The organism is Pantoea allii (assembly GCF_046529425.1).
In the GTDB taxonomy this organism is placed as follows: domain Bacteria; phylum Pseudomonadota; class Gammaproteobacteria; order Enterobacterales; family Enterobacteriaceae; genus Pantoea; species Pantoea allii.
This window is the reverse complement of the sequence record NZ_CP125958.1, coordinates 1673010-1699686: the sequence shown is the minus strand read 5'-3', so window position 1 is coordinate 1699686 and position 26677 is coordinate 1673010. Positions and strand designations below refer to the sequence as shown.

Annotated in this window: 23 protein-coding genes; 10 read left to right on the top strand and 13 right to left on the bottom strand. The window is 53.6% G+C overall.

Translation table 11 applies throughout. The features are described 5' to 3' along the window. Positions 1-12: 12 nt before the first annotated feature. Together ahpF and ahpC are read right to left on the bottom strand one after the other, a co-directional pair. On the bottom strand, positions 13-1581 hold the full coding sequence (gene ahpF, locus QNH99_RS08160) for an alkyl hydroperoxide reductase subunit F (RefSeq protein WP_410517536.1): 1569 nt from the start codon (positions 1579-1581) through the stop codon (positions 13-15). A gap of 71 nt (positions 1582-1652) precedes the next feature. Beyond that, positions 1653-2216, bottom strand: a complete 564-nt coding sequence (gene ahpC, locus QNH99_RS08155; RefSeq protein WP_096010829.1) for an alkyl hydroperoxide reductase subunit C — start codon at positions 2214-2216, stop codon at positions 1653-1655. A gap of 335 nt (positions 2217-2551) precedes the next feature. On the opposite strand from ahpC, the gene QNH99_RS08150 reads away from it, so the two are divergent. Further along, a complete protein-coding gene (locus tag QNH99_RS08150; protein WP_172898248.1) occupies positions 2552-3007 on the top strand; it encodes a GNAT family N-acetyltransferase in 456 nt (151 codons plus the stop codon). Here the strand turns inward: QNH99_RS08150 and apbC are convergent. Beyond that, the gene (gene apbC / locus QNH99_RS08145) at positions 3004-4116 is read right to left on the bottom strand and encodes an iron-sulfur cluster carrier protein ApbC (RefSeq protein WP_410517535.1); all 1113 of its coding nucleotides are present in this window, start codon (positions 4114-4116) and stop codon (positions 3004-3006) included. The two genes, QNH99_RS08150 and apbC, sit on opposite strands and share 4 nt — an antisense overlap. A gap of 175 nt (positions 4117-4291) precedes the next feature. Here apbC and metG point away from each other — a divergent pair, with 175 nt between their 5' ends. From metG to sanA, 6 genes are all read left to right on the top strand, one after another. Next, on the top strand, positions 4292-6325 hold the full coding sequence (metG, locus tag QNH99_RS08140) for a methionine--tRNA ligase (protein WP_063880202.1): 2034 nt from the start codon (positions 4292-4294) through the stop codon (positions 6323-6325). Positions 6326-6443: 118 nt separating this feature from the next. Beyond that, the gene (locus tag QNH99_RS08135; RefSeq protein ID WP_063880203.1) at positions 6444-6836 is read left to right on the top strand and encodes a CidA/LrgA family protein; all 393 of its coding nucleotides are present in this window, start codon (positions 6444-6446) and stop codon (positions 6834-6836) included. After that, the gene (locus QNH99_RS08130; RefSeq protein WP_063880204.1) at positions 6829-7521 is read left to right on the top strand and encodes a CidB/LrgB family autolysis modulator; all 693 of its coding nucleotides are present in this window, start codon (positions 6829-6831) and stop codon (positions 7519-7521) included. Before QNH99_RS08135 ends, QNH99_RS08130 begins: the two co-directional genes overlap by 8 nt. A 119-nt stretch (positions 7522-7640) precedes the next feature. Continuing rightward, a complete protein-coding gene (gene cdd / locus QNH99_RS08125; protein ID WP_241567696.1) occupies positions 7641-8531 on the top strand; it encodes a cytidine deaminase in 891 nt (296 codons plus the stop codon). Between the two features lie 169 nt (positions 8532-8700). Next, positions 8701-10398 carry an NAD-dependent malic enzyme gene (locus QNH99_RS08120; RefSeq protein ID WP_109717371.1) on the top strand — a complete coding sequence of 566 codons (1698 nt, stop codon included), beginning with the start codon at positions 8701-8703 and terminating at the stop codon, positions 10396-10398. A gap of 134 nt (positions 10399-10532) precedes the next feature. Then, the gene (gene sanA / locus QNH99_RS08115) at positions 10533-11249 is read left to right on the top strand and encodes an outer membrane permeability protein SanA (RefSeq protein ID WP_063880207.1); all 717 of its coding nucleotides are present in this window, start codon (positions 10533-10535) and stop codon (positions 11247-11249) included. A 440-nt stretch (positions 11250-11689) separates the two neighbouring features. Here sanA and mglC read toward each other — a convergent pair whose 3' ends face one another. From mglC to QNH99_RS08080, 7 genes are all read right to left on the bottom strand, one after another. Further along, on the bottom strand, positions 11690-12700 hold the full coding sequence (mglC, locus tag QNH99_RS08110) for a galactose/methyl galactoside ABC transporter permease MglC (RefSeq protein WP_063880208.1): 1011 nt from the start codon (positions 12698-12700) through the stop codon (positions 11690-11692). Positions 12701-12719: 19 nt separating this feature from the next. Then, positions 12720-14240 carry a galactose/methyl galactoside ABC transporter ATP-binding protein MglA gene (gene mglA / locus QNH99_RS08105; RefSeq protein WP_063880209.1) on the bottom strand — a complete coding sequence of 507 codons (1521 nt, stop codon included), beginning with the start codon at positions 14238-14240 and terminating at the stop codon, positions 12720-12722. Positions 14241-14310: 70 nt separating this feature from the next. After that, positions 14311-15306: a galactose/glucose ABC transporter substrate-binding protein MglB gene (gene mglB / locus QNH99_RS08100; RefSeq protein WP_063881216.1), complete on the bottom strand. Its 996-nt coding sequence runs from the start codon at positions 15304-15306 to the stop codon at positions 14311-14313. Positions 15307-15623: 317 nt separating this feature from the next. Further along, positions 15624-16664: an HTH-type transcriptional regulator GalS gene (galS, locus tag QNH99_RS08095; protein WP_109717372.1), complete on the bottom strand. Its 1041-nt coding sequence runs from the start codon at positions 16662-16664 to the stop codon at positions 15624-15626. Between the two features lie 142 nt (positions 16665-16806). Then, positions 16807-17967: a DUF418 domain-containing protein YeiB gene (gene yeiB, locus QNH99_RS08090; RefSeq protein ID WP_410517534.1), complete on the bottom strand. Its 1161-nt coding sequence runs from the start codon at positions 17965-17967 to the stop codon at positions 16807-16809. 50 nt (positions 17968-18017) lie between these two features. Beyond that, positions 18018-18683 carry a GTP cyclohydrolase I FolE gene (folE, locus tag QNH99_RS08085; protein WP_014594111.1) on the bottom strand — a complete coding sequence of 222 codons (666 nt, stop codon included), beginning with the start codon at positions 18681-18683 and terminating at the stop codon, positions 18018-18020. 125 nt (positions 18684-18808) lie between these two features. Beyond that, the gene (locus QNH99_RS08080) at positions 18809-19936 is read right to left on the bottom strand and encodes a YbfB/YjiJ family MFS transporter (RefSeq protein ID WP_410517533.1); all 1128 of its coding nucleotides are present in this window, start codon (positions 19934-19936) and stop codon (positions 18809-18811) included. A 106-nt stretch (positions 19937-20042) separates the two neighbouring features. Between QNH99_RS08080 and ptrR the strand changes: the two genes are divergently transcribed. The 3 genes from ptrR to fghA all read left to right on the top strand — a co-directional run bounded on the left by ptrR (position 20043) and on the right by fghA (position 23014). Further along, positions 20043-20954: a putrescine utilization regulator PtrR gene (gene ptrR, locus QNH99_RS08075; protein WP_410517532.1), complete on the top strand. Its 912-nt coding sequence runs from the start codon at positions 20043-20045 to the stop codon at positions 20952-20954. A gap of 78 nt (positions 20955-21032) precedes the next feature. Continuing rightward, on the top strand, positions 21033-22157 hold the full coding sequence (locus QNH99_RS08070) for an S-(hydroxymethyl)glutathione dehydrogenase/class III alcohol dehydrogenase (RefSeq protein ID WP_063880215.1): 1125 nt from the start codon (positions 21033-21035) through the stop codon (positions 22155-22157). Positions 22158-22168: 11 nt separating this feature from the next. Further along, the gene (gene fghA / locus QNH99_RS08065) at positions 22169-23014 is read left to right on the top strand and encodes an S-formylglutathione hydrolase (RefSeq protein ID WP_410517531.1); all 846 of its coding nucleotides are present in this window, start codon (positions 22169-22171) and stop codon (positions 23012-23014) included. Positions 23015-23050: 36 nt separating this feature from the next. Here fghA and QNH99_RS08060 read toward each other — a convergent pair whose 3' ends face one another. From QNH99_RS08060 to QNH99_RS08050, 3 genes are all read right to left on the bottom strand, one after another. Continuing rightward, positions 23051-23839: an ABC transporter ATP-binding protein gene (locus tag QNH99_RS08060; protein WP_410517530.1), complete on the bottom strand. Its 789-nt coding sequence runs from the start codon at positions 23837-23839 to the stop codon at positions 23051-23053. Beyond that, the gene (locus QNH99_RS08055; protein ID WP_096010843.1) at positions 23839-24915 is read right to left on the bottom strand and encodes a FecCD family ABC transporter permease; all 1077 of its coding nucleotides are present in this window, start codon (positions 24913-24915) and stop codon (positions 23839-23841) included. The genes QNH99_RS08060 and QNH99_RS08055 overlap by 1 nt, the downstream gene beginning before the upstream one ends. A gap of 134 nt (positions 24916-25049) precedes the next feature. Continuing rightward, positions 25050-26522, bottom strand: coding sequence for an amino acid permease (locus QNH99_RS08050; RefSeq protein WP_410517529.1), 1473 nt, complete (start codon positions 26520-26522; stop codon positions 25050-25052). Between the last annotated feature and the right edge of the window lie 155 nt (positions 26523-26677).

Below are 26677 nucleotides of genomic sequence, written 5' to 3'. Positions count from 1 at the left end.
GCGCACGAAAACTTAGTGCGCAGGCTGGGTGCGAATCAGGTAGTCAAACGCGCTCAAAGAGGCTTTTGAACCTTCACCGCTGGCAATAATGATTTGCTTGTAAGGAACGGTGGTGCAGTCCCCTGCTGCGAAAACGCCTTTCAGGCTGGTTTCGCATTTCGCATCGATCATGATTTCGCCCATCTTGTTGCGTTCAACCGCGCCTTCCAGCCAGTTGGTGTTAGGCAGCAGGCCGATCTGAACAAAAATGCCCGCCAGCGCCAGCTCATGGGTAGTCTGGTTGGTGCGATCCAGATATTGCAGGCCCGTGACTTTACTGCCGTCGCCTTTCACTTCGGTCGTTTGTGCATTAAGAATCACATCCACGTTTTTCAGGCTACGCAGTTTGTCCTGCAGCACTTTGTCAGCACGCATTTCACTGGCGAACTCCAGCAGCGTCACGTGTTCAACAATGCCCGCCAGATCGATAGCCGCTTCGACACCAGAGTTACCGCCACCGATCACCGCAGTGCGTTTGCCTTTAAACAGAGGACCGTCACAGTGCGGGCAGTAGGTTACGCCTTTGGTGCGATATTGCTCTTCGCCTGGCACGCCCATGTTGCGCCAGCGCGCACCAGTGGCAAGGATAATGCTGCGTGATTTCAGGACCGCGCCGGATGCGGTTTCAATGGCGTGCAAACCGCCTTTGACCGCAGACGGAATCAGTTTAATGGCGCTCTGGCTGTCAATGACGTCCACATTGTAGTCATCTACGTGGGCACGCAGGGCGCCGGCCAGTTTGGCCCCTTCCGTTTTCTGGACGGAAATGTAGTTTTCGATATCGACGGTATCCAGTACCTGTCCACCGAAACGCTCGCCCAGTAACGCAGTGCGGATGCCTTTACGTGCAGAATAGATGGCCGCAGCCGCGCCAGCCGGGCCGCTACCGACGATCAGAACCTCGTAAGCATCGCGTTTGTTCAGCTCTTCTGCTGCACGCTTGTCTGCATTGGTGTCAACTTTACTGACGATCTCGGCCAGGCTCATACGTCCCTGACCAAAGGCTTTGCCATTCAGATAGACAGCAGGCACGCCCATCACATTGCGTTCCTGAATTTCATTCTGGAACAGACCGCCGTCAATCGCGGTGTGGCTGATGCGGGGATTCAGCACCGCCATCAGGTTTAATGCCTGCACCACATCCGGGCAGTTGTGGCACGACAGTGAATAATAGGTTTCGAAATGGAAATCTCCATCCAGTGCCACAATCTGACCGAGCAGGCTTTGCGCTTCTTTAGACGGGTGCCCACCGGTCTGTAGCAACGCCAGCACCAGTGAGGTAAATTCGTGACCCAGCGGGGAACCGGCAAAACGTGGGCCGTTATTCGCACCAGGGTTGGTGATTAAAAATGAGGGCTTACGCACCTGACGATCGTTCTCTTCACGGAAGCTGACTTTGTCAGACAAGCTCGCGATATCGACCAACAGATTGCGAATCTCCGTTGATTTTGCGCCATCATCCAGCGTCGCAATCAACTCCACAGGCTTGGTGAGTTTCTCAAGGTAGGCTTTGAGCTGCGTTTTTAAATTGGTATCAAGCATAGTGAGTTCCTGGTCAAAAAATCGGGTGCCGCAGCACCCGATGAGAAAATGATCGACGTATCGATGCGAAATTAGATTTTGCCAACCAGGTCCAGAGACGGCGCTAGCGTAGCATCACCTTCTTTCCATTTTGCCGGGCACACTTCACCTGGGTGAGACGCGACGTACTGTGCTGCTTTCACTTTGCGCAGCAGATCAGACGCATCACGACCGATACCTTCAGCGGTGATTTCTACCGCCTGGATAATACCCTGTGGGTCAACAATGAACGTACCACGGTCAGCCAGACCTTCGTCTTCGCGCATGATGTCGAAGTTGCGGGTCAGCGCGCCAGTTGGATCGCCCAGCATCGCATATTTGATTTTAGCGATGGTGTCGGAAGAACCGTGCCAGGCTTTGTGGGTAAAGTGGGTATCGGTAGACACGGAATAGATGTCCACGCCCATTTTCTGGAACTCTTCGTAGTGATCCGCTACGTCGCCCAGTTCGGTCGGGCAAACGAAAGTGAAATCAGCTGGATAGAAGAAGAAAACACTCCATTTACCTTCAACGTCTTTCTCGGTTACATCAATGAATTCGCCGTTTTTAAAAGCGCTGTTTTTGAACGGCTTAATTTTGGTATTGATAATGGACATGTGATGGCCTCCTTTAGAATATGTGATGCAGGTTACAAATTTTCTGGGCCAACATCTAATAAGCGCTCGTTATCAATAAAATAAACGAAAGCTATCAAACGCCGATCGTCATGATCTTTCAGGGAAAAAACCGCTTTTTTGCGAGCGGTGCTGTTCGTAACGTCACTCTTTACTTGCTTATGCGCCAAATACCACGTGTAAAAACCGACGGCGCACCGCATTCTCCCCAAACGGCACCATCGAGCAGTGTACCGTGAAAAAGATGACATTTGTTCTGCTTTTGCTTTTTTGGCAATCCCTGCCAGGTTTGTTAAAAAGACTTAACGGAGCATGATGTGCATATTCGATTGTTTACTGAGGCCGATCGCCCTTTTTTGCGAACCCTGTTTTTGGCCGCACGCCGTCATAACTGGAACTGGATTGAAAACGATGACTGGCAGCTTGAAGACTTTGATCGGATCATCCCTGGCGAAACCGTTCTGGTTGCCGAACTGGATGGTCATCGGGCGGGCTTTGCCGGGCTGATGGAAAACGATAACTTCCTGCATAGCCTGTATGTCGATCCTGCGTTCCAGGGTCGTGGCGTGGGCAGCGCTTTACTTGACGAGGTGCAGTCACGCTTTACCTCTACCGGAGCACTGAAGTGCCTGGAAATGAATAAAGCCGCGCAAACCTTTTATTTGCAGCGCGGCTGGAAAATCATTTCACAGGGTGAAAGCGAACAGGGCAACTATGTGCTGATGCACTATCCCGCGGCCTCGCTTTACACCAGCGATGCCGACGCGCGCTAAAGCGCCCGGAAGGCGATATCGCCCGGAATCACCTCACCCTGCCAGTAAAGCTGGGCAGCCACCCGCCCGGCAAGCTGGCGATAAAGTGCCGCGAACTCGCTGTGCGGACGACGGATCACGGTGGGTTCGCCATCGTCGAGATCTTCGCGCAGTTGAATATGCAGCGGAAGCTGCGCCAGCAGCCGGGTGCCATAATCGTCCACCAGCCGTTGCGCACCGCCCGTGCCGAAAATCGGTTCATGATGGCCGCACTGGCTGCAAATATGAATGCTCATATTTTCAACAACGCCCAGCACCGGCACGTTAACCTTCTCAAACATCACCATGCCTTTGCGCGCATCAATCAGGGCAATATCCTGCGGCGTGGTCACTACCAGCGCGCCGGTCACCGGCACACTTTGCGCCAGGGTGAGCTGAATATCGCCGGTACCTGGCGGCATATCCAGCACCAGATAATCCAGGTCTGGCCACAGGGTTTCGGTAAGCAACTGCATCAATGCTTTGCTGGCCATCGGCCCACGCCATACCATCGCATTATCATCTGTCACGAGATAGCCGATGGAGTTGGTTGCCAACCCGTGGGACAGAACAGGGGCCATATGCGTTCCGTCGGGTGACGTGGGACGTTCTTTTTCGCAACCCAACATGTTGGGCACGGACGGGCCATAGATATCGGCATCAAGGATACCCACGCGCGCACCTTCCGCTATCAACGCCAGCGCCAGATTGACTGCCGTACTCGATTTGCCAACACCGCCCTTACCGGAGCTGACGGCAATGATGTTTTTCACCCCGTTGACGCCAGGGTGATTCTTAACCCGTTTCAGGGTGGCGATATCATGACTTAAGCGCCAGTCAATCGCCTGTGCGCCGCTTAGCCGCAGCAGCTCAGCACTGGTTTCGGCTTTAAGGTCTTCAAACGCACCGCTCCAGGCAAACGGCATCAGCAATTCAATGTGCAGCGTGCCATCGAGCAGCGCCACATGATGTAATGCCTTGAGGGCAATCAGGTTACGTTGAAGCGTCGGATGTTCAAAGCTGCTCAGCACGCCGACCACAACGGCGCGTAAGGCTTCTGGTGTATGCGGTTCCCGGGATTGCGCTGTCATCCCCACTCCTTTTTCTGCTGTGCTTGCGCTGTGTTCCAGCGAGGTAATAACAATTCTATCAGATGCCGATCGTTTCGCGGGCTGTTGCGCATGGGAAATCCCTTGTGTTTACGCGGCTGTGCCCATCGGTTACCATCTAAGCCCGTTTTTTACTTAACTGAAAGCTACGCAAACTATGACTCAAGTCGCTAAAAAAATTCTGGTAACCTGCGCCCTGCCTTACGCAAACGGCTCAATTCATCTCGGTCACATGCTCGAGCATATCCAGGCGGACATTTGGGTGCGTTATCAGCGAATGCGTGGCAATCAGGTTTACTTCATCTGCGCCGATGACGCTCACGGCACACCGATCATGCTGAAAGCGCAGCAGCTTGGTATTGCGCCGGAGCAGATGATTGCTGAAATGAAACACGAGCATGAAACAGATTTCGCCGGTTTCAATATCAGCTATGACAACTATCACTCTACGCATGGCGATGAAAACCGTGAGCTTGCCGGGCTCATTTATGGTCGCCTGAAAGAGAACGGTTTTATTAAAAACCGCACGATTTCTCAGCTATACGATCCGGAAAAAGGCATGTTCCTGCCGGACCGTTTCGTCAAAGGCACCTGCCCGAAATGTAAGTCACCCGATCAATACGGTGATAACTGTGAAGTGTGCAGCGCGACCTACAGCCCGACTGAGCTGATCGACCCGAAATCCGTGGTTTCCGGTGCGACGCCGGTCCTGCGTGACTCTGAACACTTCTTCTTTGATCTGCCGTCGTTCAGTGAAATGCTGCGTGCCTGGACGCGTTCTGGTGCACTGCAAGAGCAGGTCGCAAACAAAATGCAGGAGTGGTTTGAGTCGGGACTGCAGCAGTGGGATATCTCCCGTGATGCGCCCTACTTTGGCTTTGAAATCCCAGGCGCGCCGGGCAAATATTTCTACGTCTGGCTGGATGCACCTATCGGCTACATGGGATCGTTTAAAAACCTGTGTGACAAGCGTGGCGATATCAACTTCGACGAATTCTGGCAGCAGGATTCGACCACGGAGCTGTATCACTTCATCGGTAAAGACATTGTCTACTTCCACAGTCTGTTCTGGCCGGCCATGCTGGAAGGCAGCGGTTTCCGTAAACCGAATAACCTGTTTGTGCATGGTTACGTGACCGTCAATGGCGCAAAAATGTCGAAGTCACGCGGGACCTTTATCAAAGCCAGCACCTGGTTACAGCATCTGGATGCCGACAGCCTGCGCTACTACTACGCGGCGAAGCTCTCTTCACGTATCGATGATATTGACCTGAACCTGGAAGATTTTGTTCAGCGCGTCAACGCCGATATCGTCAACAAAGTGGTCAACCTTGCCTCGCGTAATGCCGGTTTCATCACTAAACGTTTTGACGGCAAGCTGTCAGCGGAACTGGCCGATCCCGCCCTGTATCAAACCTTCCTGGACGCATCAGAGAAGATTGGTGAAGCCTGGGCGAGCCGTGAATTCAGCCGGGCCATTCGTGAAATCATGGCGCTGGCCGATTTGGCGAATCGCTATGTTGATGAGCAGGCACCCTGGGTGGTGGCGAAGCAGGAAGGCCGTGATGCAGACCTGCAGGCCATTTGCTCAATGGGCATCAACCTGTTCCGCATCCTGATGACCTGGCTGAAACCGGTGCTGCCATCACTGACCGAACGTGCTGAAGCGTTCCTGAACAGCGAACTGCACTGGGATGCGATTCAACAGCCGCTGCTGAATCATCAGGTCGCGCCATTTAAGGCGCTTTATGGTCGTATTGAAATGGCGAAGGTTGAAGGCCTGATTGAGGCATCAAAAGTGGATGCGGCAGAAGCCAATAAACCGGCGGTAACCGGCCCACTGGCGGATGCACCTATTGGCGATACCATTACCATCGACGATTTTGCCAAAGTGGATATGCGCGTCGCGCTGATTGAGAAAGCGGAATTAGTCGAAGGGTCGGACAAACTGCTGCGTCTTGAGCTGGATCTGGGCGGTGAGAAGCGCCAGATTTTCTCAGGCATTCGTGCGGCCTATCCCGATCCTGCGGTGCTGGTCGGCAAGATGACCATCATCGTGGCCAACCTTGCGCCGCGTAAAATGCGGTTTGGCGTGTCGGAAGGCATGGTGCTGTCTGCCGGCCCCGGTGGCAAAGATCTGTTTGTCCTGTCCGTAGACAGCGGTGCCGTACCTGGCATGCCGGTGAAATAGTCCTCTGGCCATCCTCTGCGGTTTACCGCCGGGGATGGCGCTTCAGCCACACGGCTGATTGCTGGCAGGCCAGGCCGTTAGTGCGTATGATAAAACCCGTTAAAAACAGGAGCCTGTCATGCACACCGTGCTAACGATGAGTTGGCGTTATCTGCGCGCTTTTATCATTATTTATCTTTGCTTATATGCAGGAAACGGCATAGCCCTGCTGCTGCCCATCACCCTGCCCGGCAGCATCATCGGCATGCTTATTATGTTTGCGCTGCTTGCGTCGCAAATCCTGCCCGTGCGTTGGGTCAAGCCGGGCTGTCATCTGATTATCCGCTATATGGCGCTGCTGTTTGTGCCCATCAGCGTGGGCGTCATGAATTACACCGATATCCTCACCGCGCAATTCGGTCCTGTTGTCGTCTCCTGCCTTGTCAGTACCTTCGCTGTCCTTGCCATTGTGGGGTTAAGTGCCCATAAACTGCATTCGCGACCTACGGCCAAAGAGGTTAACGATGAGTGATATTTGGTGGTCGTTGCCACTCACTGTCGGGGCGTTTTTACTGGCGCGCAAGCTGGCGGCAAGACTGAAGATATCGTTGCTGAATCCGCTACTGGTTTCCATGGCCGTGATTATTCCCCTCCTGCTGTTACTGCACATGCCCTATGCCCGTTATTTCGCTGGCAGCGAGGTGCTGAATCAGCTGCTGCAACCCGCGGTGGTGGCCCTGGCGCTGCCGCTGTATGAACAGATGCATCAAATCCGTGCCCGCTGGAAATCCATTATCGGCGTGTGCGTGATTGGTAGCCTGACGGCAATGATTTCGGGCACCGCCATTGCGCTGTGGATGGGCGCAACCCCAGAAATCGCCGCCACGATTTTGCCAAAATCGGTGACCACCCCGATTGCCATGGCGGTCTCCCAATCGCTGCACGGCATTCCTGCGATTAGCGCGATTTGTGTATTGATCGCCGGCGTGCTGGGTGCGGTATTTGGTCATATGCTACTGAATCTGTTAGGCGTGAAGAGCAAAGCGGCACGCGGCCTGGCGATTGGTAATGCCTCTCATGCACTGGGAACGGCACGGGCTGCGGAAATTGATTTTCAGGAAGGCGCCTTTAGTTCGCTGGCATTGGTGATTTGCGGCATCATCACCTCGTTACTGGCTCCCTTTGTTTTCCCGCTGTTGCTGCACTGGTTTGGCTAAAACTTTGGGAGAGATCTCGCAAAGTTGAAAACTGTAAGACATGTTGCATTGTCAGAGCGACGAAGATCACATATAAACCGATGTCTGGCATACCGCTCTGATGATTGAATGAGGCTTCCATGCATCCACGTTTCCACTCTGCCGTTGAAGGACTTCCCGCTGCACTGCAAACCGCGCTTCGCCCGGTGCTGAGCGAGCCGGGATTTGACGCGATGCTGCGGGCCGAGCAGGTCACCCTGTTGCAGGCGCAAACCAAACTGGATGCAGATGCCCTGGCGCTGGCGCTGCTGCCGGTCGCCGCCGCCTGCGCGGTGGCGACGCTGTCGCAGTTTAACGTCGGTGCTATCGCGCGTGGCGTGAGCGGTAACTGGTATTTCGGTGCCAATATGGAGTTTACCGGTGCGACCATGCAGCAAACCGTTCATGCGGAGCAAAGCGCCATCACCCACGCCTGGCTGCGTGGCGAATCGCGCCTTGAAAGCATCACTGTCAATTACACGCCTTGCGGTCACTGTCGCCAGTTCATGAACGAACTCAACAGCGGTACAGACATTCGCATCAGCCTGCCGCAGCGCGACGTACAGACGCTGGCGCATTACCTGCCAGATGCGTTTGGCCCGGGTGATCTACAGATTATGGAACGCCTGATGGATGATGTAGACCAGGGCTACGTTGTAACGGGCGATGCGCTGGCTCAGGCCGCGGTTAAGGCGGCTAATCGCTCTCATGCACCTTACAGCCGGGCGTTTAGCGGTGTCGCGTTACAGACCGTCTCAGGCCGTATTTTTAGCGGACGTTATGCAGAAAACGCGGCGTTCAATCCCAGCCTGCCGCCGCTGCAGGCCGCACTGATTTTACTGAACATGGCAGGTGAGTCCTGTCACGATATCCAGGCCGCCGCACTGGCCCAGACGCACCAGCCTGCTCTGGATCAGTTTTCGGCTACTCAGGCGACATTACGCGCGCTGGGTTGCGATCAACTGACGCAGGTGCCCCTGGCAAAAGCGTAATGTGCGGCACGGTTTTAAACAGTTTCTAAATCTTTTATTTACAAAAGCTGTACATCGGCGAGAAATTTCATAGGATCTGGCGCCAGGCCTTCGTCATCACAATAAAACTGGCGTCCACCCTACTCTTTGATTATTGCGCCAGGAAAACTTGCAACCGGAGCATGACTGCATGGAACTCGAATACGAAAGTAAACGCCCGCTATATATTCCCTATGCTGGCCCTATTTTGCTGGAATTTCCGCTGCTGAATAAAGGCAGCGCCTTCAGCATCGAAGAGCGCAATGAGTTCAATCTCAATGGCTTACTGCCTGAAGCAGTAGAATCCATCGAAGAGCAGGCAAAACGCGCATGGCGTCAGTTTCAGGACTTTAAAAACAATAACGATAAACATGTTTACCTGCGCAACATTCAGGACACCAACGAAACGCTGTTTTACCGCCTGCTGGACAACCATCTCGAAGAGATGATGCCGATAATTTATACCCCAACCGTCGGTGCCGCCTGCGAACATTTCTCGGAAATTTATCGTCGCGCACGCGGCGTATTCATCTCCTACCCCAATCGTGCGCACATCGAAGACATGCTGCAAAACGCCACCAAGCAGAACGTAAAAGTGATTGTGGTCACTGACGGTGAGCGCATCCTTGGCCTGGGCGATCAGGGCATTGGCGGTATGGGCATTCCAATTGGGAAGTTGTCACTGTACACCGCATGTGGCGGTATCAGCCCGGCTTACACGCTGCCCGTTGTGCTGGATGTGGGTACCAATAACCAGCAACTGCTGAACGATCCCTTGTATATGGGATGGCGTCATCCACGTATCACCGGTGAAGAATATGATGCCTTTGTAAATGAATTCATTCAGGCCGTTAAACGCCGCTGGCCGAAAGTGCTGTTGCAGTTTGAAGACTTTGCACAGAAAAACGCGATGCCGCTTCTGGAGCGCTACCGTGATGAAGTGTGCTGCTTCAATGACGACATTCAGGGCACCGCTGCCGTGACCGTCGGCACTCTGATTGCCGCAAGCCGCGCTGCCGGAAGCCGCCTGTGTGAGCAGAAGGTCGTCTTCCTGGGCGCAGGTTCCGCCGGTTGTGGTATTGCTGAGCAGATTGTTGCCCAAATGAAGTCGGAAGGTCTGAGCGACGACGAAGCACGTAGTCGCGTTATGATGGTGGATCGCTTTGGTCTGCTGACCGACAAACTGCCTAACCTGCTGGATTTCCAGAGCAGGCTGGTGCAGAAAAGCGACAATCTTAAAGACTGGGATACGTCAAGCGACGCTATCTCCCTGCTGGACGTTGTGCGTAATGCACAGCCCGACATTTTAATCGGTGTGTCAGGTCAGCCTGGCCTGTTCACGGAAGAGATCATCCGTGAGATGCATAAGCACTGCAAACGTCCTATTGTGATGCCGCTTTCCAACCCAACCTCGCGCGTTGAAGCCACTCCAGCAGACATTATTGCCTGGACCGATGGTGCAGCGCTGGTGGCCACTGGTAGCCCGTTCTCACCGGTTTCCTGGAACGGCAAAATCTACCCGATTGCGCAGTGCAACAACTCGTACATCTTCCCGGGTATCGGTTTGGGTGTGATCGCCTCTGGCGCGTCCCGTGTCACCGATACCATGCTGATGACAGCCAGCCGTGCGCTGGCGGATTGCTCACCGCTGGTGAACGACGGTGAAGGACCGGTACTGCCTGAAATTAAAGATATTCAGGGCGTGTCGAAGATTATCGCCATGGAAGTGGGTAAAGCCGCGCAGCTGGCTGGCGTGGCAGTGGTGACCTCAGAAGACGTGCTGTCACAGTCCATCGCGAACAATTTCTGGCTGCCTCAATACCGCCATTATCGCCGTACCTCGATCTAAAAATTGCTGCGCTGGGTCGTCATTGATTCAGCGCAGCTCAAATTTACACCAGCCAAACGGGGTAAACTTGCTTAGCAGGTGTAGCTCAAGTAGCCTTGTCCCACCAAAACTTCTGATCTCGAGTGCTCAGGCGCATGCTGAAACGCGTTTTCATTGCTCTGCTTTTCATCATCTTAACGATGGTGGCGACGGCGTTCGGCCTTGATCGCTGGATCAGCTGGAAAACGGCACCTTATATTTATGACAACCTCGCATCGCTCCCCCATCGACAAGTGGGCGTCGTGCTGGGGACGGCGAAATATTACCGCACAGGTGTGATTAATCAGTATTACCTCTACCGAATGCAGGGCGCGCTCAACGCCTATAACAGCGGTAAGGTTAACTACCTGCTGTTGAGCGGTGACAATGCACAGCAAAGCTACAATGAACCGATGACAATGCGGCGCGATTTGATCAAAGGCGGTGTCGATCCTGCTGATATCGTGCTGGACTATGCCGGCTTCCGTACCCTGGATTCGATTGTGCGCACGCGCAAGGTATTTGATACCAATGACTTTATTATCATCACCCAGCGCTTTCACTGCGAGCGGGCACTGTTTATCGCCTTGCATCTCGGCATTCAGGCTCAGTGCTACGCGGTGCCGTCCCCTAAAAATATGCTCAGCGTGCGGATGCGTGAAGTGGGTGCACGTCTTGGCGCGCTGGCGGATCTGTTTTTGCTGAAGCGCGAACCGCGTTTCCTTGGCCCGCTGGTACCGATCCCTGCCGTGCATGAGATACCTGAAGATGCACAAAGCTATCCGGCTGTGACCCCGGAACAACTGCTGGAACTCGAACAGAAACGCCGTTAGTTATCCCGCCAGCTCAGTGCTGCTTTTCCTTAACTGAAAGGGCTGACGAGACTTCGCACGGCGCTTCCTGCCCTGCCATCTTTTCATCCTGCCATCTTTTCATTCTGCCGTTCTGCCGTTCTGCCGTTCTGCCGTTCTGCCGTTCTGCCGTTCTGCCGTTCTACTCTCAGTGTTAGAAATCATACGAAAAGGCAATATCGCATCCAGCGCCCGTCGAGGGCTGAAGGCGAACAGACGTGCAGGAGACTGTTCTTCACTGGCCAGTTTATGCACTTATCGAGTTACGGATTTCTGGGTTTGCGGGTTTGCGGGTTTGCGATTTTAGCTGATGAACTGATGATATTAAGGCCGTGCCCAGCCTAAAGACCAGCTGACGAACGCGCATTTGCACGGTCCAAAAAAAAGCGGCCCGGAGGCCGCTTGTATGATTGCCACTTCTGTTATTTTTTACGCGAATACTTCAGCGAGTCGAGCGCCACTGCAAAGATAATGATGCCGCCCTTGATGATGTACTGCCAGTAAGGGTTCACACCGATGTAGGTCAAACCGTAGTTGATAACGGTAAAGATCAGTACACCGGTCACCACGCCCGCAACGGTACCCACACCACCGGCGAAGGAGACCCCGCCGACGACGCAGGCTGCAATTGCATCTAACTCATACATAAAGCCGAGGTTGTTGGTGGCTGAGCCGATACGGCCCGCTTCCAGCATGCCGCCGAAGGCATAAAACACACCGGACAAGGCATAAATTAAAATCAGGTTCAGGTTAACATTGACGCCTGAGACTTTCGCCGCTTCCGGGTTGCCCCCGATGGCAAAAATGTTTTTACCAAAGCGGGTTTTATTCCACAGAATCCAGACGAAAACGATGGCAACCAGCGCATAGAACGTGATGTACGACAGCTTGAAATCACCGAAACGCAGAAACCCCTGAGTAAAGGTTGAGAAGCCGTCATAAAAACCTGCGATAGGTGACGCACCCACAAAGTCGTAATACAGGGAGTTAATACCGTAAACGATAATCATGGTGCCGAGCGTGGTAATAAACGGCGTCACTTTGAGATAGGCAATAATAATCCCGTTAACCAGCCCAATCACTGCACCAATTGCACAGACGATCAGAATAACCACTGGGATCGGTACAGTTTCCATGTGTGGAAACACTTTATTGACGTTATCCATCGACTGCAGCAGCGTTGCCGCGACAACCGCCGCCAGTCCCACCTGACGGCCTGCTGACAGGTCCGTACCCTGGGTCACAATCAGCCCGGCGACGCCCAATGCGATAATAATACGCACCGAGGACTGGGTGAGAATGTTACTCAGGTTCATTAAACTTAAAAATGTCGGGTCCTGGAAAATAATAATAGCCAGTAGTACCAGCAGTACGACATAAATGCCGCCCTCTTTAAGCCAGGTTAGCGCATTCTTTTTTGTAGTCGCTTTCATGTTAACAGCCCTTACTTCATTAAAGGTGTAATGACGCTAAACGCAATATTTCGTTCTGCGTGGTAGTTTTCGTATCAACAATGCCGGCTACCAGACCGTTACTCATTACCAGAATACGATCGGTGATGCCTAACAGCTCTGGCATTTCGGAAGAGATAATAATGATGCCCTTTTCTTTCTTTGCCAGCTCCGCCATCAACTGGTAAATCTCGAATTTGGCACCCACATCAATCCCGCGCGTCGGTTCATCGAGCATTAATATTTCGGGCTGAGTCAGCAACCAGCGTCCAATAATCACTTTCTGTTGGTTACCACCAGAAAGCGAACCAATTTGCGTATGATGCCCAGGGGTTTTTACCCGCATGGAATCGATCACCCATTGGGTATCGCTTTTCATGCGTTTATTATCCAGCAGGCCAATACTGTTCTTATATTTTTTGATATTGGATATAAGAGAATTAAAGCCAATATCCAAAAAGGCATAAATACCGGTAGAACGACGCTCTTCCGTCACCAGCGCAAAGCCGTGGTTAATGGCTTCATTGGCCGTATGATTGTTAATCGTTTTACCATGCAGTTTAATGGTGCCGCCTGATTTTTCGCGAATGCCAAACAGCGTTTCAACGATATCAGTACGTTTTGCACCCACTAACCCGGCAATGCCGAGTATCTCCCCTTTACGCAAATCAAACGAAATATCACGAATAGAAGGCTGACGCAGTGAGGTCAGATTACGCACCTCAAGAATGGTTTCTCCCGGGACGTTGATACGATCCGGGAAGCGCTGGCTCAGTGAACGTCCGACCATCATGGAGATGATCTTATCCATATCCAGCCCTTCAAGCGGCTGAGTCGTAATCCACTGACCATCACGCAGGATGGTAATTTCATCGCACAGCTGGAAGATCTCTTCCATCTTATGCGAGATATAAACAATACCGCAGCCGCGATCTTTCAGCTTACGGATAATCGTGAACAGATGATTAACTTCTTTTTCCGTTAAGGAGGAAGTCGGTTCATCCATGATCACGATTTTTGCGTCATAGGAAAACGCTTTAGCAATCTCAATCATCTGCATTTGCGAGACAGAGAGATGGGCGACTTTATCACGAGGATCGATATTGATATCCAGCTCGTCAAAAATCGCTTTGGTATCACGGTACATTTTGTCCTGATCGACAAAGAAGCCTTTGCGTGGATAACGCCCAAGCCACATGTTGTCCATCACGGTGCGTTGCAATACCAGATTTAATTCCTGATGCACCATTGATACGCCGTTTTCCAGCGCTTCTTTGGAGCTTTTATAATCAATTTCCTGCCCTTGAAAAAGAATACTGCCGGTATCTTTTTTATAGATACCAAACAAGCACTTTAACAACGTCGATTTACCAGCGCCGTTTTCACCCATCAGTGCATGAACGGAGTGAGGCCGCACTTTTAAATTAACGTTATCGAGAGCTTTCACGCCGGGAAATGATTTACTGACGTCGGTCATTTCCAGCAGATATTCGCGCTGCGCGGTCGTATTATCACTGGCCATAATTTACCTGGCTAAAAAACGGTGATGACATAAAAAAGGCGCAGCAGCTGCCGCGCCCATCTGCAAAAACTTATTTCTGGAACTGAGACAGGTTTTCTTGATCGACCGGTACATAAGGTACGCGGACGATCTTATCTACCATCTTGAAGTTGGTGCCTGCTGTAGCCGGTTTGCCATCTGCAAGGTTTTTCGCCATATCAATGGTCGCTTTCGCCTGGTTTTCCGCGTCATTCAGCACGGTACCCGCCATTGCACCTGACTTAACCAGCGCCAGCGCTTCAGGTAACGCATCCACCCCGAATACCGGAATGGAAGACATGTTGTGCGCTTTCAGTGCTTCAACTGCGCCCATTGCCATTGCATCGTTGTTAGCGATAACCACTTCAATTTTCTTAGCGTTTGGACCAGACAGCCATGCGTCCATCTTATCCTTCGCCTGAGCGGTATCCCACATAGCCGTATCCATTGCTAACTTCTGGGTTTTCAGGCCGTCTTTGTTCAGCGTGTCGATAACATATTTGGTACGTGCTTCTGCATCAGGATGGCCCGGCTCGCCTTTCAGCAGAACATACTGGATCACGCCATCTTTATTCAGGTCCCATGCTGGGGTCGCTTTCCAGTGCTTCTCAATCAGTTTTCCCTGAATCACGCCTGACTCTTTAGAGTCGGTACCCACGTAGTACGCTTTGTCATAGCCGGCCAGCACTTTAGCGTTAGGCTCTTTATTGAAGAACACCACGGGAATATCGTTAGCACGGGCTTTTTGCACGACAACAGCCGCAGCCGCCGGGTCAACCAGGTTAATGGCTAACGCTTTCACGCCTTTTGCCATCAACACGTCAATTTGATCGTTCTGTTTGGATTGATCGTTCTGTGAGTCATTCATCAGCAGCTGAATGCCGCCCAGTGTATTGGCTTCTTTCTCGATATCTTTACGAACCATCGACATAAAGTTGTCGTCGTATTTGTAAATGGTCACGCCGATGCGTGTGTCAGCGGCATGAGCAGTTGCACCAAACATCATGCTGGCAACCAGTGCTGTGAGCGTGAAAACCTTCTTATTCATGGTATCTCCGGTTTTTTTTGCAGGGTCTTTTTTTGTTCAGCCGCCCAGATGGCGTCAGAACATCAGGTAGAATTATTCGGCGAGGCAGGATGCGCTTTATCAGGCGGAGCAACTGCTGTGCCATGCAAAACTCGACTTCCGTGACTTCCGTGTAGGCAATGCATCCATAGTGCGTGTCATGAACCATGTAAACCGACGCCCGGTCGGCCCCCTCATCAAGAGAGTGGCGTTACATAATGTTTCAGTACTGTTAGACGCTGCCATCATAGTGAGAGCAATGTTAATTAACTGTGAATACAATCACAGATTGAAAACGGTTACATCGCTGAATCGCCTGAATTAGTGACGGACTCCACAATTTGCTTTTGCGCCACCGAGTGGCGGCGTACCAGCGTCGGCATAAAGATGTGTTTTGCACTGCTGTCGATACAGCCCGCCGCGCCCTGAAGCGCCAGCTCAGTGGCAAGTTTCGCCATAGAAACAATAGGATAACGGACCGTGGTCAGTTGAGGATCGGTATAACGTGAAATCGGGATATCATCGAAGCCCACCACTGAAAAATGCTGGGGCACCTGAATACCGTTGTCTTTTAAGGCCGTGAGGGCCCCCGCCGCCATGCTGTCGTTGTAGGTGAAGATGGCACTGAGGTTGAGATTACGGCCCAGGAGTTCCACCATTGCCGCTTCCCCCCCTTGCATATCAGGCTCCGCGCTGGCAATCCAGCTTTCCTGCGGGCGAATCCCCTGCTCTGCCATTGCCTGCAGCCAGCCTTCCCGTCGCTGCGCGACATCTTCGATAGGATGGCTGGAACACAGATAGCCAATGCGGCAATGACCCTGTTGCAGCAGCATTCTTGAAGCCATCAATGCGCCTGTTACATTATCAAGGCTGACGCACCGGTGCTCAAAACCCGGCACGCTACGGTTAATCACCACCATACCGGGCACCTGGCTCATAAAATCAGCCAGTTCCGCATCTGAAAGCGTTTTCGCGTGCACCACCAGCGCATTGCAGCGTTGGCGAATCAGCACCTCAATCGCGTGACGTTCTTTCTCTTCATGGTGCCAGGAGTTACTGATCAGAACATGTTTATGTACGCGCTGTGCCACCGTGTCTACCGCCTTGACCAGCGCGCCAAAAAAGGGATCGGACACATCCATGACGACCACCCCGATGGTATCGCTCACCTGGGTTGCCAGCGCCTGTGCATTGGCATTTGGGCGATAGCCCAGAGCGTCAACCGCCTGTAACACCACATCACGTGTTTCAGCGGTGACCGCGCTGCTGTTATTTAGTACGCGCGAAACGGTAGCGACCGACACACCGGCCTGACGCGCAACATCACGAATCGTTATCATGCAGCACTTCCAGAGAGATAAGGCATTATGCCAGTTACAACACCGGCGCTATTTTGTCAGGGAAGACGGGCGTGCAGCGTGAATTACGTCACATCAATGAAAACGGTTACATACAATTCTGTAACCTTTGTGATGGCGGTCATTATCTTTCAGAAGGGGAAGTGGATGAGGGGCCTGCCGCAATTTGCGTCAGACGACGCCAGACCCATTCCATTGGGCCCTGCGGAAAATAGCGCAACCACAGCACAGAAAACAGCAGGTTAACGCACCAGATGGCCGGTACCAGCATAACCAGCTGTAGCCGTGAGAAATGCATAAACAAGCCGAAGCGGTAAAACAGCGTGGTGCATATCAGGGATTGCAACAGATAGTTGCTGAGCGCCATCCTGCCCACGCAGCGGATGGCATAGCTCAGCCGCCAGCGTTGGAGAGAAGGCCAAAAGCCGAAACATAATGCGACATAGCCAAGACTGATCAATGGACTGGCCAGGTCACGCGGCAGTTGCAGAAAAAAAGCGCTCCAGCGGTAATCCCAGTCGACCCACCACTGTGCGGCAACACCGACAGTAGCGATCAGTAACCCCAGCGGCAATAACATTGCGGCTACGCGCCGGTAGTGCTGTACCGGAAAGGCGCCTTTCAGCCAGCCGCAGCGCACCAGAGCAGCACCCAGCATCATCAATCCGGCCAGTTGCCAGCCATACTGCGCCACCAGCGCCATCAGGCCCGAGGAAAGGTGGTCCAGACGAATCTGCACGGCAGCCAGCCCGCCCGTCAGCTTCCAGAACTGCTCATACTGAATCCCGGCGGCACCCGGCAGCCACGATGGCGAAGGTTCAGGGCTGGAGATAAGCCCGAACACCAGCAATACGGCACATCCCATTAGATAGAGCAGGACGCCCGTGTTAATGAGCCCTCGCGTAGAAGGTACATCACGCAACATACGCCAGGTGATCAGCCCGATAATGCCGTAATCCAGTAAAATATCCCCTTCCCAGATAAAGACACTGTGAATAAATCCCAGCACCACTAACAAGGATAAACGGGCACTCAGCCAGCGACTGCCGCGTGACAGCTGCATTTGCAGCCCTGCGCCAAACAGCAGAGCGAATAGCGTCAGGAATTTGAGCTGGGCAAAGATGTCGGAAATGGCCCATGTCCAGGCATCAGAGAGCGTGACGCTGCCTTGCCAGGCGGGATTGAGATACGCGGCGGAAGGTAAACCAAAGCCAATAATGTTTAACACCAGAATGCCGAGAATGGCACAGCCCCGAATGAAATCCAGCACGAGGTAGCGTTGCATGTGGAATCCTGAAGTATCAGGCAGACGACAGCCGCGCCCGCCTGTCAGCTTTAGTTATGACGTACCGCGCGCAGAAATTCCTGACGGGTGTTTTGGCTGGATTTAAACAGGCCGCCCAGCGAGGTCGTCGTGGTCGCGCTGGTTGCATCCTTCACGCCGCGCGCTTTGACACAATAGTGAACGGCATCAATCGAGACGGCAACGTTGTTGGTGCCCAACAGCGTCTGCAGCGCCAGCAGGACCTGCTGGGTTAAACGCTCCTGCACCTGAGGCCGCTGTGCGAAAAACTGTACGATACGGTTGATCTTTGATAAGCCAATCACTTTATCTTTGGGGATGTAGGCAACCGTCGCTTTCCCATCGATAATCACAAAGTGATGTTCGCAGGTGCTGGTCAGCGTAATGTCGCGAACCGTGACCATCTCATCCACTTTCATCTTGTTTTCAATGAGGGTGATTTTGGGGAAGTTGGCATAATCGAGACCGGAAAAGACCTCATCGACATACATTTTGGCGATGCGGTGCGGGGTTTCCATCAGGCTGTCATCTTCAAGATCCAGATTCAGCAGCTGCATGATTTCCGTCATATGGCCTGCAATCAGGCTTTTACGCGTTTCATCGTCTATTTCACGCGTGGGTGCACGCAGCGGCGTTTCCAGTCCACGCGCCAGCAGCGCTTCGTGGACCAGTGCAGCTTCCTGACTTAAGGTACTCATCTTACTCTTCTCCGGCAGGTGTTGCGCCCGCCGTTTGTTGCCAGCGGGTCATATTACTGAGCGCGTATTGTGAAACTTTCTGTGCAGGTAATCCAGCAATCAATCTGATTGGGGATGAAAGCTTTTCATGCTGCCCGCCGCCAGACCAGCAGCCCTGCCCATATCAGGCTGGCACCGGCGACCCACAAGGCAGGCTCCAGGCGATGTAAGAACAGCGTTGAAAGCGAGGAAAGCATCGGCCCTGCCAACTGCCCAATCGCATATCCGGTTGTCAGCAGCCCGGCCATATAACGCATATGTTGCGGTGCCAGCTCACGGGCGCAGAGCAGCGACAGCTGCACCACGCACAGAAAGCCCCCGCCGACCAGCAGCGCGCCTGTTAGCAGGCCGCTGAATCCAGGGAGCAGCGCCGCCGCCAGCACGCCCAACGCCTGCGCCCACAGCACCACGGCTAAGCGGGCATGGCTGCTGCCTGTCCGGCGAGTGGCAATGCCTAACACAATACCCACAACTGCCGCCCCGCCGAATACCGGCCAGACGAACTGGGCCGTGGCACTGCCAGGGAAACGCGCCGCCGCCATCTGTGAAAGAAAGGTTGCTGGCAAAATATAGCCAAAGCCGGCCAGACTGTAACTCAGAACCAGCCGCTTCAGATTGCGGGTCAGAACCAGCGGTTGCGGGGCCTGTTCGGGCCGATGCAGTTCACCCGCGCGCGGCAGGTTCCGGCTGATAAGCGCGACCAGCACCGCTGCCAGCGCTGCATAAACCGACCAGGCCAGTGCTGCGCTGACCTGTAAACTGTGTAGCGCCACGGCCAACAGGCCGCTGACAAAAATGCCTGCGCCCGGCCCGGCAAACACCGCTGCCGACAGGCCGGGACGGCCATGGTGGTGCAACTGCTCGTTGCTCCAGGCCGCGACCAGCACCATCGCCCAGCCGCTGGCCCAACCAATAACAAAGCGGATCACCCCATGCCATCCAGGCCCGTCAGCCAGGGCTGACAGCGCCGTCAGTACAACGGTGCCCCATATTCCCAGTTGCAGACGCAGCTCAACGCGTTGGTGCGCGCGCATGGCATCAAAAGAACCACACAGATAACCCAGGTAGTTTAACGCCGCCACCAGGCTGGCACTGGTGAGGGTTAACTGATGTTCCTGGATCAGTAAGGGCACCTGCGGGGTAAAGGTAAAGCGCCCTATTCCCATAGCCACAAACAAGGTTAAAAATGCACTTATCGCCACGCGAAACGCCATCTGGTACCTCAGTTTTTTGCGTTGAAACTTGCTTATAGCATGAACGATGCTTAAACTCACAAAAAGTGAATAATCTTAAGCAACTTGTTTACGGTAAGAGAACACTATGGATTTAGTTCAGTTACGTATGTTCTGTTCCGTGGCAGAGAGCGGTTCCCTGGCCCGTGCGGCAGAACACTTGCATCGGGTACCGTCCAATCTCACCACGCGCCTGCGCCAGTTGGAAGAGGAATTGGGGGTGGATCTGTTTATTCGCGAAAAACAGCGCATCCGGTTATCGCCTATGGGCCATAATTTCCTTAATTACGCACAGCGTATTCTGGCGTTGAGTGATGAAGCATTAAGTATGACCCGGGCGGGTAAGCCTGGCGGTAACTTCGCGCTTGGCTCCATGGAGAGCACGGCGGCGACGCGCCTGCCCGGCCTTCTTGCTGCCTACCATCAACGTTTTCCTGCGGTCGCCTTATCGCTGATCACCGGCACCTCGGGAGAAATTATCGATCGGGTGCGCGAAGGCACCCTGGCGGCAGCCCTGGTCGATGGGCCGGTTCAACACGACGATCTCAATGGCTGCATTGCCTTTCGCGAGGAAATGGTTTTAATCACCGACCTTGACCATATCCCGGTGACCTGCGCACGGGACACCCAGGAGGATACCTTGTTTGCGTTTCGTAACAGCTGCTCCTACCGGGTTAAACTTGAAGCATGGTATCGCGACAGCCAAGCGGCACCTAACACGGTGATGGAGATTCAGTCCTATCACGCCATGCTGGCCTGTGTGGCGGGCGGTGCTGGCGTTGCCATGATACCGGCGTCGGTCCTGAAACAGATGCCAGACCGCACCCGTGTGCAGGTACACAGCCTTCCGGCTGAATACCGCGACACCGCCACCTGGCTGATGTGGCGACGCGATGCCTTCACGCCCAACGTTGAGGCGCTGAAGTACCTTATTATCGAACAATTTCACGATCGTCCGCTCAATGATGAGCTGATGCATCCATTGCATGCAGCGGAATAGTGTTTCCGCGCTATTTTTAACTTATCACGACCATCCAGACGCCATGTCGCGTCACAATCTGACTGTAAGAGGGATTGCATGAACATGATCAAAACCCGCGCCGCCGTAGCCTGGGCCGCAGGCGAACCGCTGAAAATCGAAGAAGTGGATTTAATGCCGCCGCAGAAAGGGGAAGTGCTGGTACGTATCGTCGCGACCGGCGTCTGTCATACCGATGCTTACACGCTGTCTGGCAGCGATCCCGAAGGTGTGTTTCCGGCCATTCTGGGTCACGAAGGCGGTGGCGTTGTTGAAGCGGTGGGCGAAGGCGTGACCAGTGTTGAAGTGGGCGATCACGTGATCCCGCTTTACACGCCAGAATGCGGCAAATGTAAGTTCTGCCTGTCCGGTAAAACCAACCTGTGTCAGGCCATTCGTACCACGCAAGGCAAAGGTCTGATGCCTGATGGTACTACGCGTTTCTTCAAAGACGGCAAACCCATTTTCCACTACATGGGTACCTCCACCTTCTCTGAATACACCGTCGTGCCTGAAATCTCCCTGGCAAAAATCAGTAAAGAAGCCCCGCTGGAAGAAGTGTGCCTGCTGGGCTGCGGTGTGACCACCGGCATGGGTGCGGTGATGAATACGGCTAAGGTTAAAGAAGGCGATACCGTTGCCATCTTTGGTCTGGGCGGTATTGGACTGTCTGCAATCATCGGCGCGAAAATGGCCAAAGCCGGTCGCATTATTGGTATTGATATCAACACCAGCAAGTTCGATCTGGCCCGTAAGCTGGGCGCGACCGATCTGATTAACCCGAAAGATTATGACAAACCCATTCAGGATGTGATTGTTGAACTCACCGACGGCGGGGTGGATTTCTCCTTTGAATGTATCGGTAACGTCAACGTCATGCGCTCTGCCCTTGAGTGCTGTCATAAAGGCTGGGGTGAGTCGGTGATCATTGGGGTAGCGGGTGCGGGTCAGGAAATTTCGACGCGTCCGTTCCAACTGGTTACTGGTCGTGTCTGGCGTGGCTCTGCCTTTGGTGGCGTAAAAGGCCGCTCACAGTTGCCTGGTATTGTGCAGGATTATCTGGACGGCAAATTTGCCCTGAATGATTTCATCACGCACACCATGCCGCTGGAAGAGATTAATGACGCCTTTGATTTAATGCATGATGGAAAATCGATCCGCTCCGTCGTACATTTTAATAAGTAATCGGGGGCGCTATGACATCTACTCTGGAGCTGCTGGAAGAGCATCGAATTTTTGGCGGCTGGCAGCAGCGCTGGCGTCATCAGTCACAGGTGCTGAACTGCACGATGACGTTCAGTATCTATTTGCCAAGCCCGCGCGGTGAGTCCCCACCGCCGGTGGTGTGGTTTCTGGCGGGGCTGACCTGCAATGATGAAAACTTCACCACCAAGGCGGGCGCGCAGCGTGTTGCCGCCGAGCTGGGTCTGGTGTTAATCATGCCAGATACCAGCCCACGCGGTGAGCAGGTCGCCAATGACGAGGGCTATGATCTGGGTCAGGGCGCGGGCTTTTACCTTAATGCCACGCAACAGCCCTGGGCAAGCCACTACCGTATGTTCGACTACCTCAGTGAAGAGCTGCCCGCAGTGGTCGCCGATAACTTTAAAGTCAGTGAACGTCAGTCAATCATGGGGCACTCCATGGGTGGACATGGCGCGCTGATGCTGGCATTACGTCTGGGCAATCGCTTTGCGTCTGCCTCGGCGTTTGCGCCTATCGTCAATCCGTGCGACGTTCCCTGGGGCCAGAAAGCATTCACGGCCTATCTGGGAGAGGATCGCCAGGCCTGGCGCGCGTATGACAGCTGTCAGTTGATGCATAACGTTCAGCATCGCCTGCCGTTGTTGATCGATCAGGGCGACAGCGATCAGTTCCTGGCCGATCAACTCCAGCCGGAGCGCTTAGAAACGATTGCTCAGGAGATGGGCTTTCCATTAACACTGCGTATCCAGCCTGGCTACGATCACAGTTACTTCTTCATTGCCAGTTTCGTTGAAGATCACCTGCGCTTCCATGCGCAACACCTGTTGGTGGGGTGATATAAAAAAGGGGATTGCCTGAGCAATCCCCGGATTCTACGCCAGCCCTTCCTGGATCAGCCCGTCAATCATGACCTGCGGTGTTCCTCGCGAACAGTGCTCAATGCGGCCCTGCACGCCGTAAACCTGCGCCAGCGTCGCGGGTGTAATGACGTGATCCGGCGCGCCTTCAGCAATGAGTTTGCCCTCTTTGAGCATCAACGCATGCTGAGCGTGGCGCAAGGCGATATTGATGTCGTGCACCACCACCACCGTAACCATATTGCGCAGCGCGGTTTCGCGCCGTACCAAATCCATCACGTGGAACTGGTAATTTAAATCCAGCGCGCTGAGCGGTTCATCCAACAGCAGCAGCGCAGGCCGACGAATAAGCGACTGCGCCAGGCCAACCAACTGTTTTTGTCCGCCAGACAGCTGGTCGAGATAACGCATGGCCAGATGAGCGATGCCCAACTGCTCCAGCAGCTTCATCACGTCCGCTTCGCTGGCGGCACTGTGTAATCCACTAGAGGCACGCTGCGCCACAATAATGGACTCCAGCACGTGCAGGTGAACACCCGCCGGCAGGGATTGGGGTAAATAAACCACCTGCCTGGCACGGCGCGCGAAAGGCTGGGTCATCAGGTCTTCCCCGTTTAGCCACAGTTCGCCCTGCCCTTTATTCAGCCCGGCCAGTGCACGCAGCAGCGTTGATTTGCCGCAGCCGTTCGGTCCAAGCAGTACCGTAATCTCGCCACGCGGCAAACGCGCGACATTCAGGTTTTCAATCACCCGACGTTTAGGGTAACCGGTGGTGAAACCGACCAGGCTTAAACCTTGTTCCATCACACATTCCCCCGATGACGCAGAATAATACTCAGGAAGAACGGGACACCAATCAGCGAAGTGACAATGCCGACCGGAATGATCGCGCCAGGGATCAGGTTCTTCGACGCCACGGAAGCCAGCGACAGCACCAGTGCACCGGTAAGTGCGCTGGCAGGCAAATAAAAGCGATGATCTTCACCAAACATAATGCGTGCAATATGGGGTGCGACCAGGCCAATAAAGCCAATGGGGCCAACGAAAGCCACCGCCAGTGCGGAAAGCACGCTGATGCGCAGCAGAGTCGCCAGACGCAAGCGACGCACATCGATACCAAAACTGATCGCCCTGTCTTCCCCCAGCCGCAGCGCGGTGAGCTTCCAGCTACTGAGCATGGAGAAAGGAACCAGCACCGCAAAGGCTGCACTCAGTACGCCCAGTTTTTCCCAGGACGCGCGCGCCAGGCTGCCCATGGTCCAGAACACCAGTCCCTGCAGCGTATCTTCACTGGCGATAAACTGCATCATCGAAACCAGTGCATTGAAGGTAAACACCAGGGCGATACCAAACAGCACCACACCTGACGAGGACACCTGGGTCCAGCGTGTAATCCCGTCCAGCATTAATGCGGCGAACAGGGCAAACAGAAACGCGTTAGCTGAAATAAACCACTGCCCGGAAATACCGGGAATACCCACGCCCAGAATAATGGCCAGCGCGGCACCAAACGCGGCCGCAGAGGACACGCCCAGCGTGAAGGGGCTGGCAAGGGGATTATTCAGGATGGTTTGCATTTCCGCCCCGGCCAGACCGAGCGCGAGGCCGACAACAATGGCCATTAATGCATAGGGTAAGCGGATATCCCAGACGATCACGCGCGTACCCGCATCAACGCTCTCGGGAGACAGCAGTGTGTGCCACAGCACGGATAAAGAAAGCCCTGCCGGACCGAGCGTAAAATCGAGAATGAGTGAGGCGAGTATTGCTATCAGCAGCGCGCCCAGCCAGAACAGGCGGCGGCGCACAACCTGATGATAGTTTGTCAGTGTGTGCTGATGGCCCTCTTCAGCACCGATCAACGAGGATTCCGTTGTCATGATTCAACCCAGTAATGGCTCCAAAATTAAAATCGCAGCCACAATAGTGCAGGTGATAATAATTATCAATTCATCGAATGTTAACAGTGATGACGTAAGGTAAAAAGCGCACGGCTTTCACCGTGCGCTTCTGGTCATTTATCGTCTTGATGGAGAGGGAATTCCATCTCACTGTATTTGATAATGCGACCGCCCCGCACCAGCCTGTAACCCAGCCAGATAAGCAGAAACAGCGGTAGACCAATATAGGTGGTTGCCACACCATACCAGTCAATTCTGTCCTGCAGGAACGCCTGATAATTCTGCCCTAAGGTAATCATCAGGCAGAGGATGAAGGCAAAAATGGGACCGACAGGAAAGAAGCCCGAACGGTAAGGCAATGCGTTAAGATCACGCCCTTGCGCCACATAACCACGACGGAAACGATAGTGGCTGATCGCAATCCCCAGCCAGGCGATGAAGCCGGTCATGCCGGAGGTATTCAACAGCCAGAGATAGACTTCCTGATTGCCAAATTTCGAGGTCAAAAAACACAGGCCCGCCACCACCGTGGTCGCCCATAGGGCATTTCGCGGTACACCGCCTTTTGACAGTCGGGCAAAAATACGCGGCGCTTTGCCTTCACGAGCCAGGTTATAAAGCATTCGCGTTGAGGCGTACATTCCGGAGTTACCGGCGGACAATACCGCCGTTAAAATCACCGCATTCATTACCGCCGCCGCCGACAGCAGACCGGCATTTTTGAACACCAGCGTAAACGGACTGACGCTGATATCTTTAATATCATTGTGCAGCAGCTGCGGATCGGTATAAGGCAGAATCAGGCTGATGATCAGGATTGCCAGCACATAGAACAGCAGAATACGCCAGAACACCTGACGCACCGCGCGCGGGATATTCTTAGCGGGATCTTCTGATTCACCCGCCGCGATACCGATCAGCTCAGTGCCCTGGAATGAGAAACCGACAATCATTGCCACACCGATCATCGAGGCAAACCCACCCGCAAAGGGCGCGTCCCCCACCTGCCAGTTATGCCAGCCCGCATTTTCGGCGCCGCCCATAATGCCGACAATCATCAGCACGCCGACCAGGATAAAGATCACCACGGTGACAACCTTGATCAGCGAGAACCAGTATTCCGTTTCGCCAAAGCCCTTCACCGAGATGTAATTAATCAGGAACATCAGGCTCAGGAACAGGGCGCTCCAGATCCAGCCTGGCGTATCCGGGAACCAGTAATTCATGACCAGTTGGGAGGCCACCAGATCGACAGCAATCGTAACCGCCCAGTTGTACCAGTAGTTCCAGCCCAGCGCGAAACCGAAGCCTTCTTCGACATATTTTGCACCATAGGTAGCAAAAGAGCCCGATACCGGCATAAACGCCGCCAGTTCACCCAGGCTGGTCATCAGGAAGTAGACCATCAGGCCAATTAAGGCATAGGAGAGTAACGCGCCGCCGGGGCCAGCTTGAGAGATGGTGGCTCCCGATGCGACAAAGAGACCTGTACCAATTGAACCGCCGATGGCGATCATGGTGAGGTGACGTGCTTTTAGATCGCGTCGTAACGCAGGTTGTTGTGTTGTATTTGAGTCATTATGCATGTGTAAACATTACGCTGGGTAAAAATAAGGCGCGATTGTAGCAGCAAAGGCCGTGCTGTATAGCGAATGCTATACAGTTATAAGTTACCTTCATGATTCACGGGAAATTATTAGCGGCGATGCCTGTTTCCCTGAATTTCAAGGGGTTGAACCGC

Excerpts from the sequence above, each read along its gene's own strand:
- QNH99_RS08135 (WP_063880203.1), top strand. The coding sequence starts at position 6,444 with ATGCACACCGTGCTAACGATGAGTTGGCGTTATCTGCGCGCTTTTATC.
- yeiB (WP_410517534.1), bottom strand. The coding sequence starts at position 17,967 with ATGCAACGCTACCTCGTGCTGGATTTCATTCGGGGCTGTGCCATTCTC.
- QNH99_RS08130 (WP_063880204.1), top strand. The coding sequence starts at position 6,829 with ATGAGTGATATTTGGTGGTCGTTGCCACTCACTGTCGGGGCGTTTTTA.
- cdd (WP_241567696.1), top strand. The coding sequence starts at position 7,641 with ATGCATCCACGTTTCCACTCTGCCGTTGAAGGACTTCCCGCTGCACTG.
- fghA (WP_410517531.1), top strand. The coding sequence starts at position 22,169 with ATGACATCTACTCTGGAGCTGCTGGAAGAGCATCGAATTTTTGGCGGC.
- QNH99_RS08050 (WP_410517529.1), bottom strand. The coding sequence starts at position 26,522 with ATGCATAATGACTCAAATACAACACAACAACCTGCGTTACGACGCGAT.
- QNH99_RS08080 (WP_410517533.1), bottom strand. The coding sequence starts at position 19,936 with ATGGCGTTTCGCGTGGCGATAAGTGCATTTTTAACCTTGTTTGTGGCT.
- ptrR (WP_410517532.1), top strand. The coding sequence starts at position 20,043 with ATGGATTTAGTTCAGTTACGTATGTTCTGTTCCGTGGCAGAGAGCGGT.
- mglB (WP_063881216.1), bottom strand. The coding sequence starts at position 15,306 with ATGAATAAGAAGGTTTTCACGCTCACAGCACTGGTTGCCAGCATGATG.
- apbC (WP_410517535.1), bottom strand. The coding sequence starts at position 4,116 with ATGACAGCGCAATCCCGGGAACCGCATACACCAGAAGCCTTACGCGCC.
- ahpC (WP_096010829.1), bottom strand. The coding sequence starts at position 2,216 with ATGTCCATTATCAATACCAAAATTAAGCCGTTCAAAAACAGCGCTTTT.
- QNH99_RS08060 (WP_410517530.1), bottom strand. The coding sequence starts at position 23,839 with ATGGAACAAGGTTTAAGCCTGGTCGGTTTCACCACCGGTTACCCTAAA.
- sanA (WP_063880207.1), top strand. The coding sequence starts at position 10,533 with ATGCTGAAACGCGTTTTCATTGCTCTGCTTTTCATCATCTTAACGATG.
- QNH99_RS08070 (WP_063880215.1), top strand. The coding sequence starts at position 21,033 with ATGAACATGATCAAAACCCGCGCCGCCGTAGCCTGGGCCGCAGGCGAA.
- metG (WP_063880202.1), top strand. The coding sequence starts at position 4,292 with ATGACTCAAGTCGCTAAAAAAATTCTGGTAACCTGCGCCCTGCCTTAC.
- ahpF (WP_410517536.1), bottom strand. The coding sequence starts at position 1,581 with ATGCTTGATACCAATTTAAAAACGCAGCTCAAAGCCTACCTTGAGAAA.
- mglA (WP_063880209.1), bottom strand. The coding sequence starts at position 14,240 with ATGGCCAGTGATAATACGACCGCGCAGCGCGAATATCTGCTGGAAATG.
- QNH99_RS08120 (WP_109717371.1), top strand. The coding sequence starts at position 8,701 with ATGGAACTCGAATACGAAAGTAAACGCCCGCTATATATTCCCTATGCT.
- QNH99_RS08055 (WP_096010843.1), bottom strand. The coding sequence starts at position 24,915 with ATGACAACGGAATCCTCGTTGATCGGTGCTGAAGAGGGCCATCAGCAC.
- mglC (WP_063880208.1), bottom strand. The coding sequence starts at position 12,700 with ATGAAAGCGACTACAAAAAAGAATGCGCTAACCTGGCTTAAAGAGGGC.
- galS (WP_109717372.1), bottom strand. The coding sequence starts at position 16,664 with ATGATAACGATTCGTGATGTTGCGCGTCAGGCCGGTGTGTCGGTCGCT.
- folE (WP_014594111.1), bottom strand. The coding sequence starts at position 18,683 with ATGAGTACCTTAAGTCAGGAAGCTGCACTGGTCCACGAAGCGCTGCTG.